Source organism: Stutzerimonas kunmingensis (assembly GCF_900114065.1).
Classification (GTDB): domain Bacteria; phylum Pseudomonadota; class Gammaproteobacteria; order Pseudomonadales; family Pseudomonadaceae; genus Stutzerimonas; species Stutzerimonas kunmingensis.
The window spans coordinates 34,694-54,299 of the sequence record NZ_FORS01000013.1; the positions used below are offsets into that span (position 1 = coordinate 34,694).

General features: G+C 60.4%; 17 protein-coding genes and 1 tRNA gene. 6 read left to right on the forward strand and 12 right to left on the reverse strand.

Translation table 11 applies throughout. From position 1 onward, the window contains the following. The first annotated feature begins 3 nt into the window (after positions 1-3). Positions 4-4,854 carry an NAD-glutamate dehydrogenase gene (locus BM275_RS20435; RefSeq protein ID WP_090523254.1) on the forward strand — a complete coding sequence of 1,617 codons (4,851 nt, stop codon included), beginning with the start codon at positions 4-6 and terminating at the stop codon, positions 4,852-4,854. A gap of 151 nt (positions 4,855-5,005) precedes the next feature. On the opposite strand, the gene BM275_RS20440 is transcribed toward BM275_RS20435, so the two are convergent. Further along, positions 5,006-5,920: a DUF6685 family protein gene (locus tag BM275_RS20440; protein ID WP_090523256.1), complete on the reverse strand. Its 915-nt coding sequence runs from the start codon at positions 5,918-5,920 to the stop codon at positions 5,006-5,008. Positions 5,921-6,078: 158 nt separating this feature from the next. Between BM275_RS20440 and BM275_RS20445 the strand changes: the two genes are divergently transcribed. Together BM275_RS20445 and BM275_RS20450 are read left to right on the forward strand one after the other, a co-directional pair. Next, positions 6,079-6,300: a DUF2835 domain-containing protein gene (locus BM275_RS20445; RefSeq protein WP_090523259.1), complete on the forward strand. Its 222-nt coding sequence runs from the start codon at positions 6,079-6,081 to the stop codon at positions 6,298-6,300. A gap of 112 nt (positions 6,301-6,412) precedes the next feature. Beyond that, positions 6,413-7,444 carry a quinone-dependent dihydroorotate dehydrogenase gene (locus tag BM275_RS20450; RefSeq protein ID WP_090523261.1) on the forward strand — a complete coding sequence of 344 codons (1,032 nt, stop codon included), beginning with the start codon at positions 6,413-6,415 and terminating at the stop codon, positions 7,442-7,444. A 93-nt stretch (positions 7,445-7,537) separates the two neighbouring features. On the opposite strand, the gene rmf is transcribed toward BM275_RS20450, so the two are convergent. Further along, positions 7,538-7,753, reverse strand: a complete 216-nt coding sequence (gene rmf, locus BM275_RS20455) for a ribosome modulation factor (RefSeq protein WP_003280740.1) — start codon at positions 7,751-7,753, stop codon at positions 7,538-7,540. 357 nt (positions 7,754-8,110) lie between these two features. Between rmf and rlmKL the strand changes: the two genes are divergently transcribed. Then, entirely contained in the window at positions 8,111-10,291 is a 2,181-nt protein-coding gene (gene rlmKL, locus BM275_RS20460; RefSeq protein ID WP_090523264.1) for a bifunctional 23S rRNA (guanine(2069)-N(7))-methyltransferase RlmK/23S rRNA (guanine(2445)-N(2))-methyltransferase RlmL, read from the forward strand. A gap of 45 nt (positions 10,292-10,336) precedes the next feature. Here the strand turns inward: rlmKL and dacB are convergent, their stop codons facing one another. Then, the gene (dacB, locus tag BM275_RS20465) at positions 10,337-11,794 is read right to left on the reverse strand and encodes a D-alanyl-D-alanine carboxypeptidase/D-alanyl-D-alanine endopeptidase (RefSeq protein WP_042925075.1); all 1,458 of its coding nucleotides are present in this window, start codon (positions 11,792-11,794) and stop codon (positions 10,337-10,339) included. Between the two features lie 276 nt (positions 11,795-12,070). Here dacB and BM275_RS20470 point away from each other — a divergent pair, with 276 nt between their 5' ends. After that, the gene (locus BM275_RS20470; protein WP_090523266.1) at positions 12,071-12,415 is read left to right on the forward strand and encodes a YggL family protein; all 345 of its coding nucleotides are present in this window, start codon (positions 12,071-12,073) and stop codon (positions 12,413-12,415) included. Here BM275_RS20470 and BM275_RS20475 read toward each other — a convergent pair. The 6 genes from BM275_RS20475 to BM275_RS20500 all read right to left on the reverse strand — a co-directional run bounded on the left by BM275_RS20475 (position 12,399) and on the right by BM275_RS20500 (position 17,585). Next, positions 12,399-13,493 carry an FUSC family protein gene (locus BM275_RS20475; RefSeq protein ID WP_090523271.1) on the reverse strand — a complete coding sequence of 365 codons (1,095 nt, stop codon included), beginning with the start codon at positions 13,491-13,493 and terminating at the stop codon, positions 12,399-12,401. The two genes, BM275_RS20470 and BM275_RS20475, sit on opposite strands and share 17 nt — an antisense overlap. A gap of 5 nt (positions 13,494-13,498) precedes the next feature. Then, positions 13,499-14,830: a deoxyguanosinetriphosphate triphosphohydrolase gene (locus BM275_RS20480; protein WP_090523273.1), complete on the reverse strand. Its 1,332-nt coding sequence runs from the start codon at positions 14,828-14,830 to the stop codon at positions 13,499-13,501. 165 nt (positions 14,831-14,995) lie between these two features. After that, entirely contained in the window at positions 14,996-15,316 is a 321-nt protein-coding gene (locus BM275_RS20485; protein WP_023445188.1) for a hypothetical protein, read from the reverse strand. After that, positions 15,313-15,693, reverse strand: coding sequence for a phage holin family protein (locus tag BM275_RS20490; protein WP_090523275.1), 381 nt, complete (start codon positions 15,691-15,693; stop codon positions 15,313-15,315). Before BM275_RS20490 ends, BM275_RS20485 begins: the two co-directional genes overlap by 4 nt. A gap of 14 nt (positions 15,694-15,707) precedes the next feature. Next, positions 15,708-16,109, reverse strand: coding sequence for an ElaB/YgaM/YqjD family protein (locus tag BM275_RS20495; protein ID WP_003298345.1), 402 nt, complete (start codon positions 16,107-16,109; stop codon positions 15,708-15,710). Between the two features lie 201 nt (positions 16,110-16,310). Next, positions 16,311-17,585, reverse strand: coding sequence for an OprD family porin (locus BM275_RS20500; protein ID WP_090523278.1), 1,275 nt, complete (start codon positions 17,583-17,585; stop codon positions 16,311-16,313). A gap of 411 nt (positions 17,586-17,996) precedes the next feature. Here BM275_RS20500 and BM275_RS20505 point away from each other — a divergent pair, with 411 nt between their 5' ends. Then, entirely contained in the window at positions 17,997-18,242 is a 246-nt protein-coding gene (locus BM275_RS20505; RefSeq protein WP_042925093.1) for a glutaredoxin family protein, read from the forward strand. 83 nt (positions 18,243-18,325) lie between these two features. Here BM275_RS20505 and BM275_RS20510 read toward each other — a convergent pair. The 3 genes from BM275_RS20510 to mobA form a co-directional block, all read right to left on the reverse strand. Further along, positions 18,326-18,402: transfer RNA gene (locus BM275_RS20510), tRNA-Pro, on the reverse strand. 153 nt (positions 18,403-18,555) lie between these two features. Beyond that, positions 18,556-18,777, reverse strand: coding sequence for a YgdI/YgdR family lipoprotein (locus BM275_RS20515; RefSeq protein WP_003298350.1), 222 nt, complete (start codon positions 18,775-18,777; stop codon positions 18,556-18,558). Between the two features lie 45 nt (positions 18,778-18,822). After that, positions 18,823-19,428: a molybdenum cofactor guanylyltransferase MobA gene (gene mobA, locus BM275_RS20520; protein WP_090523280.1), complete on the reverse strand. Its 606-nt coding sequence runs from the start codon at positions 19,426-19,428 to the stop codon at positions 18,823-18,825. Positions 19,429-19,606: the final 178 nt, after the last annotated feature.

The window sequence follows — 19,606 nt, forward strand, 5'->3', positions numbered from 1 at the left end:
TACATGGCGTTCTTTTCAGCGGCCAGCAAGGCCGACTTTCAGCAGCAATTGCAGACAGCGTTAGCGCAACACGTAGACCCGAAAATCCTGCCGCAACTGAGCCTGTTCGCCGAACAGTTCTTCGGCATCGTCGCGCTGCCCGAACTCACCGAACGGCGCATGAGCGATCTGGTCGGCTCGACACTGGCCAGCTGGCGCCTGCTGGAGCGCTTCGATCCCGCCAAACCCGAGGTGCAGGTATTCAACCCCGACTTCGAGAAGCATGGCTGGCAATCGACCCACAGCGTGGTCGAGGTGCTGCATCCGGACATGCCGTTTCTGGTCGATTCGGTGCGCATGGAGCTGACGCGCCGCGGCTACAGCATCCATACCCTGCAAACCAGCGTGCTGCAGGTGCGTCGCGGGGCCGATGGCAGCTTGTTGGAGCTGCTGCCCAAGGATGAGCGCGCCGCTGACAGCCATGCCGAATCGTTGATCTTCGTGGAGATTGATCGCTGCGCCAGCCCGACGGCCCTGCGCGAGCTCGAGCAGTCACTGCTGGGTGTGCTGGCTGATGTGCGTCAGGTGGTGAGTGACTTTGCGGCGATGAAGGGCAAGGCGGTCGAGCTGCAAGGGCGTCTGGAGCAGGTCAACCTGAGCATCGACGGTGATGAGCTGGAAGAGATCCGCGACTTCATGCGGTGGCTGGCGGACGACCATTTCACCTTCCTCGGCTACGAAGAGTTCTCCGTGCAGGAACAGGCCGACGGCGGGCGCATCGTCTATGACGAAAGCTCGCTGCTGGGTCTGTCGCGCAGCATGCGCACCGGGCTTTCCGAGGAGGAGCAGTCGCTCACCGGTCAGTCGGTCAGCTACCTGCGTGAGCCACTGCTGCTGTCGTTCGCCAAGGCGGCCATGCCCAGCCGCGTGCACCGCCCGGCTTACCCGGACTTCGTCTCGGTGCGCGAGTTCGATGACGAGGGGCGGGTGGTTCGCGAATGCCGCTTCCTCGGCCTGTTCACCTCGTCGGTCTACACCCAGAGCGTGCGACGCATCCCGTTCATCCGCAGCAAGGTCGAGACGGTCGTGCAGCGCGCCAATTTCGGCAGCTCCGCGCATCTGGCCAAGGAGCTGGTGCAGGTTCTCGAGGTGCTGCCGCGTGACGAGCTGTTCCAGGCGCCGATCGACGAGCTGTTCGAAAACGCCATCGCCATCGTGCAGATCCAGGAACGCAATCGGCTGCGGCTGTTCCTGCGTTTCGACCCCTATCGGCGTTTCTGCTACTGCCTGGTGTACGTACCGCGTGACAGTTACTCCACCGAGACACGGCTGAAAATCCAGCAGGTGCTGCAGGAGCGGCTCGAAGCCAGCGACTGCGAGTTCTCCACCTATTTCTCCGAATCGGTGCTGACGCGCGTGCAGTTCATCCTGCGTCTGGACCCCAGCCGCGCGCTGCAGGTGGATACGGTGCGTCTGGAGCAGGAAGTGCTGCAGGCATGCCGTACTTGGCAGGACGATTACCAGAGCCTGGTGGTCGAGCGCTTCGGCGAGGCCAGGGGCACCCATCTGCTCAGCGAGTTTCCGAAAGGTTTCCCGGCTGGCTACCGCGAGCGCTTCTCGCCGCAATCGGCCACCGTCGACATGCAGCATGTGCTCGACCTCAGCGAGGAACGCCCGCTGGTGATGAGCTTCTATCAGCCGATCACGGCTGAAGAGAACCGCCTGCACTGCAAGCTCTACCACCTGAATACACCGCTGCCGCTGTCGGACATCCTGCCGATCATGGAGAACCTGGGGCTGCGGGTGCTCGGCGAGTTTCCGTTCCGATTGCGTGACCGAGGCGGCCGTGAGTACTGGATACACGACTTCGCCTTCACTTATGCCGAAGGTCTGGAAATCGACCTGCTGGAGATCAACGAGGCGCTGCAGGATGCGTTCATCCATATCTACGGCGGCTTTGCCGAGAATGATGGATTCAACCGTCTGGTGCTGACCGCCGGGTTGGCCTGGCGGGAAGTGGCGCTGCTGCGCGCCTATGCGCGCTATCTCAAGCAGATTCGCATGGGCTTCGACCTTGGCTATATCGCCAGCGCGCTGCTCAACCACACGGATATCGCCCGCGAGCTGGTGCGGCTGTTCAAGATGCGCTTCTACCTGGCGCGCAAGCTCGGTGACGAGGATCTGGCAGACAAGCAGCAACGGCTGGAACAGGCGATTCTCACAGCGCTTGATGATGTGGCGGTACTCAACGAGGACCGGATTCTGCGGCGCTATCTGGCGCTGATTCAGGCCACCCTGCGAACCAACTTCTATCAGCCGGATGCCAACGGCAAACCTAAGTCGTATTTCAGCTTCAAGCTCGATCCGCGCTCGATCCCGGAGATGCCGCGCCCGGCACCGATGTATGAGATCTTCGTCTATTCGCCACGGGTCGAGGGCGTGCACCTGCGCGGCGGCAAGGTGGCCCGTGGAGGGTTGCGCTGGTCCGACCGTGAAGAGGACTACCGCACCGAAGTGCTCGGCCTGGTCAAGGCGCAGCAGGTGAAGAATGCGGTAATCGTTCCCGGCGGCGCGAAAGGCGGTTTCGTGCCGCGTCGTCTGCCTACCAGTGGCACGCGGGATGATATTCAGGCCGAAGCGATCGCCTGCTATCGCATTTTCATCAGTGGCCTGCTCGACATCACCGATAACCTTCATGAAGGCGAGGTCGTTCCGCCCGCCAATGTACTGCGCTATGACGGTGACGATCCCTATCTGGTGGTCGCTGCGGACAAGGGCACCGCGAGCTTTTCGGACATCGCCAACGGCATCGCCGCCGAATACGACTTCTGGCTCGGTGACGCCTTTGCCTCGGGCGGTTCGGCAGGCTACGACCACAAGAAGATGGGCATCACCGCGCGCGGCGCCTGGGTTTCGGTGCAGCGGCACTTCCGTGAGCGCGGCATCAACGTGCAGACCGACGTGATCAGCGTCATCGGTATCGGCGACATGGCTGGCGATGTGTTCGGCAACGGTCTGCTGATGTCCGAAACCCTGCAGCTGGTGGCCGCGTTCAACCATCTGCATATTTTCATCGATCCCAATCCCGATCCTGCGCGCAGTTTCATCGAGCGCAAGCGCCTGTTCGACCTGCCGCGCTCGTCATGGACCGATTACGACGTGTCGCTGATCTCGGAAGGCGGTGGCATCTTCCCGCGTTCGGCCAAGCGAATCGCGATCACGCCACAGATGAAAGAGCGCTTCGCCATCGAGGCGGATCATCTGACCCCAGCCGAGCTGATCCACGCGCTGCTCAAGGCACCGGTGGACCTGCTATGGAATGGCGGTATCGGTACCTATGTGAAGAGCGGCGGCGAAAGCCACGCCGAAGTCGGCGACAAGGCCAACGATGCGGTGCGGGTCAATGGCGCCGATCTACGGGCCAAGGTGGTGGGCGAGGGCGGCAACCTCGGCATGACCCAGCTGGGACGCGTCGAGTACGCGCTGCATGGCGGATCGAGCAATACCGACTTCATCGACAATGCCGGCGGCGTCGATTGCTCGGATCATGAAGTGAACATCAAGATTCTGCTCAACGAGGTGGTCAGCGCTGGCGACATGACCGCCAAGCAGCGCGATCAACTGCTGTTCGAAATGACCGACGCGGTGGCCGAGCTGGTGCTGCAGAACAACTACAAGCAGACCCAGGCGCTGTCCCAGGCGCAGCATCGCTCGCGGGAGCGGGCCGCCGAGTATGTTCGGTTGATCAATGCGCTGGAGGCGGCGGGGCAGCTCGACCGCGCGCTCGAGTTCCTGCCCAGCGATGACGCCTTGGCCGAGCGCGCCAGCATCGGCAAGGGACTGACCCGGCCGGAGCTGTCGGTTTTGATTTCCTACAGCAAGATCGAGCTCAAGAAGGCACTGCTGGATTCCCGTGTGCCGGACGATGACTACCTCGCGCGGGAGATGGAAACCGCATTCCCGCAGCAGCTGGTCGAACGCTTCCGTGGCGCCATGTTGCAGCACCGCCTCAAGCGCGAAATCGTTGCTACCCAGATCGCCAACGATCTGGTCAACAACATGGGCATCACCTTTGTTCAGCGCCTGAACGAGGCGACGGGCATGAGTGCGGCGAACGTCGCCGGCGCCTACGTGATCGTGCGCGACATCTTCCATCTGCCTCACTGGTTCCGGCAGATCGAGGCGCTGGATCACAAGGTGCCGGCGGAACTGCAGCTGGCCTTGATGGACGAGCTGATGCGTCTGGGCCGCCGCGCGACGCGCTGGTTCCTGCGCAATCGTCGTAGCGAGCTGGATGCCGCACGTGACGTCGCGCACTTTGGTCCGCGGGTCGCTGCCCTCGGTCTGAAGCTCGATGAACTGCTGCAAGGCTCGACACGTGACCGCTGGCAGGAGCGCTATAAGCGGTACACCGAAGCCGGGGTGCCAGAGCTGCTGGCGCGCATGGTGGCCGGTACCAGCCATCTGTACACACTGTTGCCGATTCTCGAGGCCGCTGACGAAACCGGCCAGGTACCTGCGCAGGTGGCGGCAACCTACTTCGCCGTCGGTGGTGCGCTGGAACTTCCCTGGTATCTGCACCTGTTGACTAACCTGCCGGTGGCCAATAACTGGCAGGCGCTGGCACGTGAGAGCTTCCGCGACGACCTCGACTCACAGCAGCGCAGCATCACGGTATCGGTGCTGCAGATGGAGAACGGTCCGGAGGCGATCAGCGAGCGGGTCGACGCCTGGTTGTCTCAGCGGCCAGTGCTGCTGGAGCGCTGGCGCGCGATGCTGGCTGAGCTGCGCGGTGCCAGCGGCAACGACTATGCCATCTACGCAGTCGCCAGTCGCGAGCTGCAAGGGCTGGCACAGTCGGTAGGGCATGGCTGACGACGTCTTGCGGCTTCCTCCGTGGACGATCCGTCCGCGGGAGAGGCCGCGGCATTAATGCGGCGCCACGAAAAAACGCACTGCCCTTGGGCGGTGCGTTTTTTTGAGCGGATGGATTTTTACTGCGCAGGGAGTCGGTGGCGATAAACGCTCAGTCCTGCGCAGGCAGTCCGACCTTGAAGCGAGTGATCTGCGGCAGATCGCGAAGGTAGCGGATCAGGTCCGGCGCGCCTGCCAGCTTAAGCCCCTCGCCAATCGCATTGGCTGTGGGGTCACGCTTCTCCAGCAACAGCAGCTCGGAATTGCTGGCATCGCGCAGTAGCGTCAAGCGAGCATAGGGAACATGGCTGTCGAGGAGCATGGCCATGAATTCACGGTCGCTCCAGGCCTGGGCAGGCATCGTCACGGCGTGGTATTCGGCGTCCAGTGCGTGAACACCAGAGCGGTCGAGGCGGTAATCGGTGACCTCCGCCGGCAGCATGACTTCCAGGCCGCGCAGGCGCGCGTAGGCCACGGCGCAGGCGAAGGCTTCCAGATGGTGTTCGCCTGCCCAGTAAATCCGCTCACCGAGCCAGCTGGCCTGGCGAACATCGATCACTGCCCCCGTGTCGAAGCCGGGCAAGGCGGTACCGAGTGCTCTAAGAAAATCCTTGTAGCTGATGATTCGTACCTGCCGACAACCCGCCGTACTGGAAAAGGCCTCGAAGGTCGGGTAACTCGGTTCATTTTTGCGCTGCCCACCGAAGCCGTCGATCTGCCGCAGGTCGAGCCGTGCCCGGGTGCATTCTTTGCTGATCAGGCGAGTCAGCGCTGCATGGGCACGGGCCTTGTCTTCCTGCACCGGACCAGAGAGTGCACCACGGGGCAGCTCCAGCAAGCGTTGCAGGCAGGGGCCATCGTTCCAGAAAATACTTGGCTCAGGCTCGGGCAGGCGGGAAAAGGGCAGCTGCAGGCTGCTGGCGCGGTCCTGAATGGGAAGCGAAGCCTTGGAGCGCCGCCCGAGGCGTTGCGCAAGTCGTGCGATTTGAGAAGTCAGTGAAGGCATTGGCTCGGGCAGGCTCATCATGATGCTTGAGCTCTCAGGGCTACGGCCGAAGTGTGGCAGACCTGTGTCATTTGCGCACGGGCTTTGCGCCACCCGTAGCGCTGTCCTGCGTCACAGCCTTGGACAAAGATCGCGTGTCGATGTGGCAATATCGCTGAATAGATCACTGAGGAGCCTCCATGCCAAATCTGGTACTGGATATCGCGCTTTCCGCCGAACGAATGAAGGCGGTCTACCAGGGCCATGCGAATCGAGTCCTGATTCGAAGTCGCGACGGCACGCGAGTCAGCCTGCCGGCGCATCATCTGCGCCCGTTTCTGACCCACGAAGGGGTATATGGTTCCTTCGAGCTCGAATTTGCCGAGCAGGGGCAGCTGCTGCGTTTGCGCCGTCTGCAGTGAACCTGTCGGCCGGTGCGCTCGACCTCTGTATTTCCTCACTGGCGGCAGCGGCTGACGCCCCCTCGGGCTGCTATACTCCGCGTCCACATTTACCGAGACCTTTAGGCTGCGTATGTATAACCTGGCCCGCCAGCTGTTGTTCAAGTTATCTCCGGAAACTTCCCATGAACTTTCCCTCGAGCTGATTGGCGCCGGTGGCCGTCTCGGGCTCAATGCAATGCTCGGCAAAGCGCCGGCAAGTCTTCCTGTTCGGGTGATGGGGCTCGATTTCCCCAATCCGGTGGGCCTGGCAGCAGGGTTGGACAAGAACGGCGAGGCCATTCGCGGAATGTCGCAGCTGGGCTTCGGCTTTATCGAAGTGGGAACCGTCACGCCGCGCCCGCAGCCAGGCAATGCCAAGCCACGGATATTCCGTCTGCCCGAAGCCGAGGCGATCATCAATCGCATGGGTTTCAACAATCACGGCGTCGATGCGCTGCTGGCTCGGGTAGAGGCCGCGAGGTTCAGGGGCATTCTCGGTATCAACATCGGCAAGAATTTCGATACCCCGGTCGAGCGCGCCGAGGAGGACTACCTGCTTTGCCTGGACAAGGTCTATCACCACGCCAGCTATGTCACCGTCAACGTCAGCTCGCCGAATACACCTGGCTTGCGCAGCTTGCAGTTCGGCGACTCGCTCAAGCATTTGCTCGATGCGCTGCGGCTGCGTCGTGAGGACCTCGAGATCATGCACGGCAAGCGTGTGCCGCTTGCGATCAAGATCGCCCCGGACATGACCGACGAAGAAACCGCTTTGGTAGGCGAGGCGGTATTCCAGGCCGGGATGGACGCGATCATCGCCACCAACACTACCCTTGGCCGAGAAGGCGTTGCCGGCTTGGCTCATGCTGACGAAGCTGGTGGCCTGTCTGGTGCGCCCGTTCGGGAGAAGAGCACGCACACGGTCAGGGTGCTGGCACAGACTCTAGGCGGGCGGCTGCCGATTATTGCGGTAGGTGGCATCACTGAGGGCAGGCACGCGGCAGAAAAGATAGAGGCGGGTGCCAGCTTGGTTCAGTTGTATTCGGGTTTCATCTACAAGGGGCCGGCTTTGATCCGCGAGGCGGTGGATGCCATCGCGGCGCTGCGCTCACAAGCGCATTGATGACTGCCCGGAAGGGGCTCCTGTTGGAGCCCCTGGGCTTCTAGCCCGCCGCCCGGGTAGGGCGCGCTATATCAAGTCGGGTGGATCGGTGAATTAGCCGACCGCGTGAAGTTCGTTGAGTCTATGCAGACCGGCCGTGCCGGTCAGACCATCCCAGTTGTCGCCGCGACCCTCCCGCCAGCCGTTAATCCAGGCTTGGCGAACATTGGGATGGGAAAAAGGACAGAGGTCGCGAGATTTGCCATGTATGCCGTGCTGATAACCGCGTAGAAATGCTCGTTCCATCGGATCACGCTTGAGTCTTCTCATTGGGTATTGCCCTCAGTGGTTGACTGGTGTTCCTGTGGCCTCGTGGCGAGACCGGGCAGATAGACTGCCAATGAAGCGCGCTGCCGGCGTGGCACGCTTCGCCGGCACCATTGCGATGTCGGCCTGAGGTGAGTTCTAACGCAATGCTGAAGACGCTGGAATGATCGTTTTGTCATAAGTAGGTAACGAATCTATGGTTCTACCCATAAGCCTGAAAGGGCAAGGGATGCGAAGTGCACTGCTTGGCCACTTCTGCATGATGCAACCATGATGTTTGTAACTTCTTTCTAATTTTTTTGCTGGGCCTGTTCCGACGAAAGGGTCGCGACGGTCCGAAGCACCTTTTGTGGAAATTCCATGACCGACCGCCATGAACTGATCCTGACCTGTCCCAAGGGACTCGAAGGCCTGCTGCTCGAGGAAGCCACCGCGCTTGGACTGGAGGAGAGTCGCGAGCAGACATCCGCGATTCGCGGCTTCGGTACGCTGGAGGTGGCCTACCGGCTCTGCCTATGGTCGCGCTTGGCCAATCGCGTGCTGCTGGTGATCAGCCGTTTTCCCACTGTAGACGCCGAGACGCTTTACCAAGGGGTTCACGCCGTCGACTGGGCTGACCATCTGCAGCCTGCCGGCAGCCTGGCAGTGGAGTTCAGTGGTCGTGGCTCGGGCATCGACAACACCCATTTCGGTGCGCTCAAGGTCAAGGACGCCATCGTGGATCGGCTGCGAACCGCATCTGGCGAGAGACCCAGCATCGACAAGCTCGATCCTGATCTGCGCGTGCATCTGCGCCTCGACAAGGGGCAAGCGGTGCTTTCGCTCGACCTCTCCGGGCACAGCCTGCACCAGCGTGGCTATCGACTGCAGCAGGGTGCAGCGCCGCTCAAGGAAAACCTTGCTGCCGCGATCCTGATGCGTGCCGGCTGGCCACGAATTGCCGCTGCTGGTGGCGCGTTGACAGATCCCATGTGCGGCGTCGGCACCTTTCTTGTCGAAGGGGCGATGATGGCGGCGGACATCGCGCCGAATCTCAAGCGCGAGCGTTGGGGTTTCAGTGCCTGGCTGGGGCACGTACCCGCGCTGTGGTCGCGACTGCATGCCGAAGCTCAGGCACGGGCAGAGGTTGGCTTGGCCAAGCCGCCCTTATGGATTCGCGGCTATGAAGCCGATCCGCGGCTGATCCAGCCGGGACGCAACAACATCGAACGCGCTGGGCTGGCCGGCTGGATCAAGGTCTACCAGGGTGATGTCGGCGACTTCGAGCCGCGCCCGGACCAGAATCAGAAGGGCTTGGTGATCTGCAATCCGCCCTATGGTGAGCGCCTCGGCGACGAGGCGAGCCTTCTCTATCTCTACCAGAACCTCGGCGAACGCCTGCGCCAGGCCTGCCTGGGCTGGGAAGCCGCGGTATTCACCGCCGCGCCGGATCTCGGCAAGCGCATGGGCATCCGCAGTCACAAGCAGTACGCGTTCTGGAACGGTGCGCTGCCGTGCAAGCTGCTGCTGATCAAGGTCGAGCTGGATCAGTTCGTGACCGGTCAGCGCGGCGCCGGCCATGAGGAACATTTACAGCAGCAGGCGCCGTTCGAGCAGGCACGCCTCAGCGAAGGCGGGCAGATGTTCGCCAATCGCCTACAGAAGAATCTGCGTCAGCTCGGCAAATGGGCGCGTCGTGAAGGTATCGAATGCTACCGGCTATACGACGCGGATATGCCTGAGTACGCCCTGGCGATCGATCTGTACGGTGACTGGGTGCACGTGCAGGAGTATGCGCCGCCGCGCTCCATCGATCCGGAGAAGGCCCAGGTGCGCCTGCTCGATGCATTGGCTGCCATACCGCAAGCACTAGGCATTCCACGCGAGAAGGTGGTGGTAAAGCGCCGCGAGCGCCAGACGGGAACGCGTCAGTATGAGCGTCAGGCCAGTCAGGGCGAGTTTCTTGAAGTGACCGAGGGCGGCGTCAAGCTGCTGGTGAATCTCACCGATTATCTGGATACCGGCCTGTTCCTCGATCATCGCCCATTGCGCCTGCGCATTCAGCGTGAAGCGGCCGGCAAGCGTTTCCTCAACCTGTTCTGCTATACCGCAACCGCCACGGTTCATGCAGCCAAGGGCGGTGCGCGCAGCACCACCAGCGTTGACCTGTCGAAAACCTATCTGGACTGGGCGCGTCGCAATCTCTCGTTGAATGGCCTTTCGGATCGCCAGCGCCTGGAACAGGGCGACGTGATGGCCTGGCTGGAAGAAGACCGTGGTGAGTACGACCTGATCTTCATCGACCCGCCGACGTTCTCCAATTCCAAGCGTATGGAAGGTGTATTCGACGTACAGCGGGACCACCAGGCGCTGCTCGATCTGGCGATGGCTCGATTGGCGACGGGCGGAGCCCTGTATTTCTCCAACAACTTCCGCAAATTCGTGCTGGATGCCAGCCTGAGCGACCGCTATGCCGTAGAGGAAATCAGCAGCGCAACGCTGGACGAGGATTTCCGTCGTAACCCCCGGATCCACCGCGCCTGGAAATTCCAGGCGCGGTGACCATCCGGTGATATAGGCGGGCCGTTCGGCCTGCCTGAGTCACCATCAGCGTTGTGCGGTGTTCTGGTTGCGCTGACCGTAGAGGCTGACCAGCACCTGATCGAGAATCGAGGCTGCGCCCCATGGGCGGGGATGGTTCAGGATCGCCACGACTGCCCAGACATTGCCGTCGCCGTCACGGCTGTAACCTGCGATGGCGCGCACGGTGTTCAGGGTTCCCGTCTTGAGGTGCGCCTTGCCGGCGACAGGTGTATTGCGCAGGCGCTTGCGCATGGTGCCGTCCACGGCGGCCAATGGCATCGACGAAATGAACTCGGCCGAGTAAGGGCTGCGCCATGCGGCCTGCAGCAAGCTCCCCAGCTCGCGTGCGCTGACGCGTTCGGCGCGGGAAAGCCCGGAGCCGTTTTCGATCACCAGATGCGGCGAGATGAGCCCCTTCTTGGCCAGCCACTGGCGGATGACCCGCTGTGCAGCCTTGGCGTCATCGGCATCCGCTTCGTTACGGAATTCGGCGCCGAGGCTCAGAAACAGCTGCTTGGCCATGGTGTTGTTGCTGTACTTGTTGATGTCGCGAATGATCTCGGTGAGATCCGGCGAATAGGCCCTCGCCAGCAGTCTTGCTTTGTCAGGCACCTGGGCCACACGGTCGATGCCGAGAATGCTGCCGCCGAGCTCGGCCCAGATAGCACGCACCGCGCCGGCGGCATAGCGCTGGTGATCGAGCAGTGAAAGGTAGGTCTGTGCGCTGCAGCCGTCGGCGAGTTTGCCGGTGACCACGACGGTCACGCCATCCCCATCCGCAACCGGGTTGTAGAGCACGTCCGGCCAGCCTGGGCATTTGCCTGCGGGCAGCGCTTTGACCCGGTTGTCTATTCGAATGCTGGCGATCGGAGGCTCGACTGCGATATTCACCTTTCCGCCATCGTTGCGGACGATGAAGCGCAGCGCCTTGAGGTTGACCAGTAGTGAGTCGGGACCAACTAGAAAGGGCTTGTTCTTGTCATTGCCGTCGTCATCGAAGACAGGCAGGTCGGGCTGGACGAAATGGCTGCGATCGAGCACCAGGTCGCCAGTGACCTTGGTGACTCCGTTGGCACGCAAATCTCGCAGCAGCAGCCAGAGCTTCTCCATGTTCAGTTTCGGGTCGCCGCCGCCCTTGAGGTAGAGATTGCCGTTGAGGGTGCCGTCCACCAGCGGGCCGTCGGCATAGAACTCGGTCTTCCACTGGTGGTTGGGGCCGAGCAGTTCGAGGGCGGCGTAGGTGGTAACCAGCTTCATGGTCGAGGCGGGGTTGACCGATACGTCGGCGTTGACGAACGTCGGCGCGGCGTCACCGGTTAGTGGCAGCATGACTACGGACAGTGCGTCGCTGCTGATCTTGTTGGCCTTCAGTGCCTGTTCGACGCGCGGTGGCAGTGTCTGGTTCACCCCGGCGGCCTGGGCTGGCAGGGTCAAGGGCAGGGCGAAGATGGCTAAGGTGATGCCGCGGAGGATGGAGCTCATCGTACGAGCGCCTCTGGGCAAACACAGGGGGCTGCTGGCGGTTTGATTTGGCATGTGTTTCCCACTGCTCTTAGGGAACGAATGCGGGCCATTATGCCCGTGCTGTAGAGGCGTCGTGCCTCTATCCGATAAGCGTAGCTGCGGTACACAGGTTACTGCAAAGACAGATGCGCACCAGGCTGCGATGAGCTCAACCGCTGCTGTCGGTCATCGCCTTGGCGCGGGGTTGCTGTTAGAGTGCGCGCCGTCATCAAGTAGAAAAAGGATCGCCCCCAAATGGCTACCAATCGTTCGCGTCGCCTGCGCAAGAAACTCTGTGTCGATGAGTTCCAGGAGCTCGGCTTCGAGGTCAATCTCACCTACCGCGAAGGTATCGAAAGCAAGGCTGTGGACGACTTCCTCGAAGCTTTTATCAGCGAAGCGATGGAAGCCAATGAACTCGGCTATATCGGTGGTGAAGACTACGGTTTTGTCTGCCTTGGCCGCCGTGGCTCGGTCAGCGAAGAGCAGCGTGCAAAGGTCGACGCCTGGTTGAAAGGCCGCGGCGAGCTGGCTGAGTACAGTGTCAGCCCGCTGATGGACGTGTGGTATCCGGAAAACCCGATCAGGGCTGAGAAGTAGTCTCTTCGTCTGATCGCTGCGATGCTGCCCGCTGGGCCTTCCTGCGCGAACGCCTGGCCAGCAGCATCTGCAATACGTGCATCAGTGTTGCGATGAATAGCGCCACACCTACACCAATGGCAGCATTGATGAGCCGTATCTGCGGCAGGTTCCAGTCCTGGGCCAGCGTCTCTGCCAGCAGCAGGAACAGCAGCGTGGTCTGCAGGACGAATAGCCCATAGTGATTCGCCTGAAACGCTCTGCCCAGCACGATAAGCGGCAGCAGGATCATCACCATCAGTGGCGGGTCGGCCAGGCCGTGGCCAATGTAGATCAGTATGGCCGCAGCCGCCAATATTCCCAGGCTGGCCTGTAGCGCTCGCACCAGGCTCCGCTCCAGATCCATCTGCAACGTGGTGAATACCGCCAGCGTTAACCAGTAGCCTCTTGGCAGCTCAGCCATATTCACAATTACCCCACCCAATGCTCCGGCCAGGATGTAGGTCAGGGCGTGCACACGCCATTGCCGGATCGGCGTTCGGCGAGCGTGCCTGCGCAGCACCCGCAGGATGCTCATCAGCCGCGGCATATATGGCCACATGCGCAGCCCATGCATCCCCCGCAGGCCGAAGGCGAGCAAGGTAACCCAGAGCCCACCGAGCGCGAAAAGAAAGGCTATGGCGTATGGGTTGTTGAAATCGCCAATGCCGTGCTGCCCCTGGCCGAGACAGAGGCAGATCGCCAAACCGATACCGAGCTTTCCCGCTTCGCTGCCGTAGCGCTGTAACCAGGCCAGCAGCAGGCCGTAGAAGGCGAACAGGCCGAGACTGATCAATGGATGAGTCGCCGACCAGAAGCCCAGTCCGGCACTCCCGGCGCCCAACGCGATGAGTAACAGCATGCGCAGCATGCCGAAGCGATGAAGTGGGTTGGCTTTGGCCGCCTGAAAGGCGCCGACTGTTGCCCAGAGGAAGCCGGGATGGCCGCTGAAAAGCCCCAGCAGCAACGGCAAGGCGCAACCAAAGCCGGCCACCATGGCAGCGCCCCAGGCGGGGCGCGCGGGGTGCCAGTGGATGCTTTGCCGCAGCAGGCGCTTCATGTGGGTCAAACCGGGCTGGAGCGGCCGGTCATCTCGCCGGCCATCTCCGTGGCGTAGCTATCGGTCATGCCTGCGATGAAGTCGATCATGCGCAGGAACGACTGGTAGAGCGGTAGCTCGGGCGAGGGCGCGCTGCGTCCGAGCAGGTCGAGGATCCGCTGATTCTTGAACGAGGGGGTACCGCCGCGATGTTGTTCCAGTGCTGCGCCGCAAAATGCATTGAGCAGTATTTCCAGCGTGGTATAGGCGCCTATCTCGTGCAGGGTTTTGCGCTTGTCCTGAAAAATCTTCTCCCGCGCCATCGCCTTTGCCTGCAGTACGCACTCTTTGGCCGGACCATGCATATGCTCGACTAGGTCGCCGTGCAACTCACCACGAAGCAGGTTGCTCTGCTGCTCGACAAAGGCATCGGCGGCGGCATTGGTCAGGTGCTCGATCGCCTTGCCGCGCAGAATGGCCAGTTTGCGCCGCCTTGAATCCCTTGGGCCCAGCTGACGATAGGTTTCGGGAATGTCATCGCCCACCAGAGCCAGTAACAGCGCTTCGACTTCCGAATATTCCAGCAGCTCCATCTCGAGGCCGTCTTCCAGGTCGATCAGGCCGTAACAGATATCGTCTGCTGCCTCCATGAGATAAACCAGAGGATGACGAGCCCAGCGTTGCTCAGCGACGTTGGGTAGGTTCAGCTTCTGTGCGATCTGCTCGAGCAGCGGCTGCTCATTCTGATAGCACCCGAACTTGTGCTTCTTGTACCCCAGCGCCTCTGCATGGCGTGAAGTCCAGGGGTACTTGAGATACGTGCCGAGGGTGGCGTAGGTCAGTCGCGTTCCACCGTCGAACTGGTGGTATTCGAGTTGCGTAAGCACTCGAAATCCCTGTGCGTTGCCTTCGAAGTTGAGAAAGTCCGCGCGTTGCGCGTCGCTCATATCGTCGAGCCATCCGCGCCCTGCGGCCTGCTGGAACCAGCAGCGGATAGCATCCTCGCCGGAGTGGCCAAAGGGCGGATTGCCAATGTCGTGGGCCAAGCAGGCCGACTGGACGATCATGCCAAGGTCGGCCGGGCTGCACCATTCTGGCATGTCATCGCGCAATACTTCACCGACACGCATACCGAGTGAGCGGCCTACGCAGCTCACCTCCAGCGAGTGGGTGAGGCGGGTATGGATGTGATCGTTGCTGGAAACTGGATGAACCTGAGTCTTGCGCCCGAGCCGGCGAAAGGCGCCCGAAAAAATGATCCGATCATGATCCTTGTGAAAAGGGCTGCGGCCCAACTCGTCGCTACTGTGGGCGGATTTGCCGAGTCGTTCGCGGGTAAGCAGTGTGTGCCAGTCCAAGGACCATCTCCGTATTGCCATTAGCGGGCTGGTGCAAAGCTACCACAACTGCCGAATCGCTGATCGGTGCTGGCGCATTAGAAGGATAACCAATTCAGAAGGCGTGGCGACCTACCCGCGGTTGGCCGCGGGTACAGTGTTGTTCAGCCAGGGTAGGCGGCTGGGCTAGTGCAGCTTTTCCCGCAGCTTTTGCTGACCCTTGATTAGCGGATACAGCGTCAGCGCCACGCGAGCCAGCTTTCCCATTTTCCCCATCCTGCGTCCGAACAGCGCGAGTACGACCGTCGCAGCGATCATCATCGGTCCCTTGCCTGAACTGTGTTCGCTGGATGTTCGACGCGAACTTACGAAGCTCTTCATCTGCTGCAGTGGATGTGAAAGGGGCTGCGCGTGGTAGAGCATCTGTTGACGGTGCATTTCCATGCGCAGTCGCACCAGATCCTTGCGCATGCTCAGATCATTCGATGTGCTCAACGGTTGGCTCATGGCAGTAATCGCTCCCGGTTGCGCTCCAGTTCTTCAAGCGTGGCCTGGAACGGTGCGGCACATTGTTTGGCGAGCGAAGCGGCCCGGCTCACGCAGATGATCATCACCACTGCGTAGATCGCGCATAGCGTAAGAATCGCCGCGATGCGATGAGTTTCCCAGAAGGCGATGACGATAGCCGCGGAAAGCCCAACCAGGATCAGCAGGCCGAGAATCAGGCTGATACCGGCCAGGAGAAATAGCCGAAAGGTTCGGGCTTTCTCTTCCTGGACCTCTATGCCTACAAGTTCCAGGTGCCCCTGGAGCAGGCCGACGAATGCGCCGCCCAGCTTCTTAAGCGATGGCTTGGGGGCTTCGGTGCCGGGCTTCGCTTCCATTGCTGGCTCTCCCATCAGCGGCGTGAAATCAGACCGAGCAGAAAGCCGACCCCGGCAGCGATGCCGATCGATTGCCAGGGATGGGTGTGTACATATTCCTCGGTGCACTGGATGGCAGCCTGACCCTGCTCGCGCATCGAGCCTTCCCGCTCCTTGAGCATTTCACGAGCCTTGGCAATGTTTGCGTTGATCTTGCTGCGCAGCTCTTCGGTTTGGCCGCCTGCGGTTTCCTGAGTGTGCTTGAGCAGACGCTCAGTGTCGCCGATCAGAGTGTGAAACTCTTCGATCAGTGCGTTCTGCGCAGCTTGCAGGTTGCGGCGATGGGCGGACGTATCGATCAGGGGGCGGGTGCTCCCAGCGGGACCTTCAGGAATTGGGGTGTTATCGCTGGTGCCGAAAGTGGACTCGGTAGACATGCGCAGCTCCTCTTGATTCTTCGGGGCAAAAGGCCCCGTTGCCTCAAGTTTCGAGCATTGCGCCTCGTTAAAGGTTCCCCGCTTCGTTGAGCCGTGTAGACAGCTTCAATCGCGTGGTTCTGGCAATAACGGCAAGGGAAAAAAAGAAAACCCGCCGAAGCGGGTTTTCCTGTCTACAGCAACGAGTGCAGTAGCCGCTATTTACATCAGCGGGATGGTGTAGCTAACGATCAGGCGGTTTTCGTCAACGTTGTTGCCGCGAGCAATATTGCCCCGGGCAGTTGCGTTACGCCATTTCACGTTCAGGTTCTTCAGCGCACCTTCCTGGAAGGTGTAGCCGATGTCCATGTCGCGTTCCCAGATCTTGCCTTCGGACTGACCTGCGCCACGCTCGACGTTGTCGCCGGTTACATAGCGAGTCATGAAGGTAAGGCCAGGAATGCCTACAGACGCGAAGTTGAAATCGTAACGTGCCTGCCAAGATTTCATGTCAGCGATAGCGAAATCATTGATCTGGACATAGTTGACGAGATACGGATCTGTAAATTCGCCGACATATGCAAAGCCAGTGTCGCCGCTCATCTTCTGATAGCCAAGGCCAAAGCTGTGGCCGCTAAGTGAGTAGGTGAGCATCGCGCCCAATGCGCGGTTATCGACGTTCGAGGAGCCGTCTTCAGAAGAGCGAGCATAGCGCAAATCGGTCTTGAGAGATTGCTTGTCGCCCAGCGGAAGTACATGCACCAGGTTGGTCGAGTGCTGCTTGTAGACCTCTTCCAGATTACTGTAATAGTAAGAAGCGGTGAGATCGTCGGTCAGCTTGTAGCTACCACCTGCGAAGATGAAATCATCCACATCGCTGGCGTCGATACCGGTTTCGCCTACAGCCGCAGCCTTGCCGCCGTAAGCCAGTGCTTCGTTGTTGGAAGAGTCGCGATGGTTGGCGCGGTTCAGATAGCCGCCATCCAGCGTCAGGCCCTGGATCTCTTTGGAAACGATCTGTGCGCCTTGGAATGTTTGCGGCAACAGACGAGAGTCGCTCGACGAGATTGCCATGTTCTTCGGCTGCAAGGTACCGACCTTCAGGACGGTCTCGGATACTTTGGCCTTAGCGGCCAAGCCGAGCGAAGAATAGTCATCTGCTGGCTTACCGGAGTCTAACGGCAGCAGGCCAGTGCCAGTACGTCCGCCGCCAGAGTCGAGCTTGACTCCCACTAGGCCGAGGGCGTCAACACCGAAGCCTACGGTACCTTCGGTATAGCCGGATTCGACACGAAGCAGAAAGCCCTGAGCCCATGCTTCCGCTTTGCTGTTCTCAGTATTGAGATTCTCGCGGAAATCACGGTTGAAATAGAAGTTACGCAGTTCCAGACCAGCCTTGGTGTCTTCGATGAAGGCGGCTTGGGCCATTGTTGGGATAGCCAGTGTTGCTCCCAGAGTGGCGAGGGCCACGCCCCGGGCGATGGGGGTCTTGAGCATTTCTTATTTCTCCTCGTTGGATGATGCTCTGAAGTCGCTCTTTACGGCGCCATGCAATAAAACATTACAGAGGTTTTTCAACCTTTAGACTTTAGTCGCCAAGTCCCGCAAGTCAACGTGCTAGACGGTCGCAGGCATATCGTGCAAGTGCGCGATATTCGCGTACGACCCGTAAAGTTGCACAAGACAACGGCCTGGCGGTTAAAGTGCCGGGCAATCTGCGTCGCCGCGGGTGGCAGCATCCTAGCGTTTTGCTCGGGCTGAGTCGAATGGCCATCGCATAATCGCCTGATGAGTGAGGCTGAATTCACATTTTTGTTGCTGGTGCGTCTGCCGACCGAAGTCATTTATCAATGGCGCGCCGAATAACGCTTGCTAGAATTCGAGCACATAACATTGCGAGAACGTCAGATGTTACCGGAATGCCAACTGTTCGGGACCTTGGGCTGCCATCTATGCGAGCAGGCCGAGGAAGTGCTCATGCCTTTGGTCGAATATGGGCTGCTGGTCGAGTTGATCGATATCGCTGAGCGCCCTGATTGGGTCGAAGATTACGGTTTGCGAATCCCGGTGCTTCGTCGCGTCGATACCGGCTCCGAATTGGACTGGCCGTTCGAGGCAGAGCAGGTGGTGAGTTTTCTTCAGGGTTCGACGTGATGTTGAACAAATTACAGGCATAAAAAAACCGGCATGTTTGCCGGTTTTTTGTTCAGCTAAGCAGCTAGCTGAACAGCGGGATATGGTCGGAGCGACTGGATTCGAACCAGCGACCTTCTCGTCCCGAACGAGACGCGCTACCAAGCTGCGCTACGCTCCGAAGATGGCGCGCATTCTACAGAAAAAGTTTTGCTGCACAAGGTGTTAGGAGGTTTTTTTTGGGGGGCGACCAGCCTTTTGCGAGCTGCTAGCGGAACAATCGACCTTCGCGGCAGATAACCTAGGATCTATCTTGTGCGAAGGTCGACCTGGCTCAGAGTTCTCGTACGGTGCGAACCTGATCCTTGTTCACTTTGCCTGGCTTGCCATCGATTTGCTCATATTCGTAGAAGCCCGACTCGTCATCGAAATCGGGATGGTCCAGAGTTTGAATTTCACGACCATCGTTGAGCGTGATCACGCTGGGGTTCGCGCAGCCGGCAAGGACGGTAAAGCCCAGCGCGAGTAGCAGGGCGGGGATGATGCGTGGTTGCATGACGCTATTCCTTCTGCGGGTTCGATACCCATGGGACGAAACCCACTAGGACGAAGTTCCGCTCGAGCCAGTGATCTTGAGCAGCTCCGGAGTATTCAGGTTGGCGAGGCGGGGGTCGCCCCGGTGTACCTCAAGCGCACGGGCGCCAAGATGAAGAAGTGCACGCAAAGGGCTGCGTTCTCCAGATTGCCAGCAAGCGTCAACTTCGGCCTGTCGGCCGGTGGGAATTATGCTGAACAGGGGCTCCCACTGGCCTTCGCAGCTCAGCATGACTGGCCTGTCTGGCTCTTCGAGCGCGGTCTGGTAGAGCAACTGCAGCAAGGGGCGATCAATCAACGGGGTGTCGCACGGCAGTACGAGCATCCAGGCGTTGCGAGCAGCTGCAAGACCGCCGCGCATTCCTGCAAGGGGCCCGGGGAATCCCTGCTCTTCATCGCTAATCAATCGATCGGCATAGGCCGAGTAGCGGGCTCGATTGCGGTTGCAGGATAGCAGCAGGTCGTCTGTCAATGGCTGAACGGTCTCATGCAACCATGCAATCAATGGGCGTCCCTGCCATTCGACCAGTCCTTTGTCCTGTCCTCCCATGCGTTGCCCACGGCCACCCGCCAGAAGCAGGATGAAGCAGGAAGGCAGTAGCGGGTCGGGCATATCATCGCTCCAGAAAAGCTTGCATATAGCGCTCGGGCTGGCGGTCAGGCAACGTGCGCGCGGGAGGTGTGGAGGCCTGGCGGTCGGTTTATTGGAATCTGTGTCGCGCTTCGGCGACCCAGGAGTGCTTCAGCTAAACCAACGAAAAATCCTGTTGTCTATCTCCTCCATCCACTTT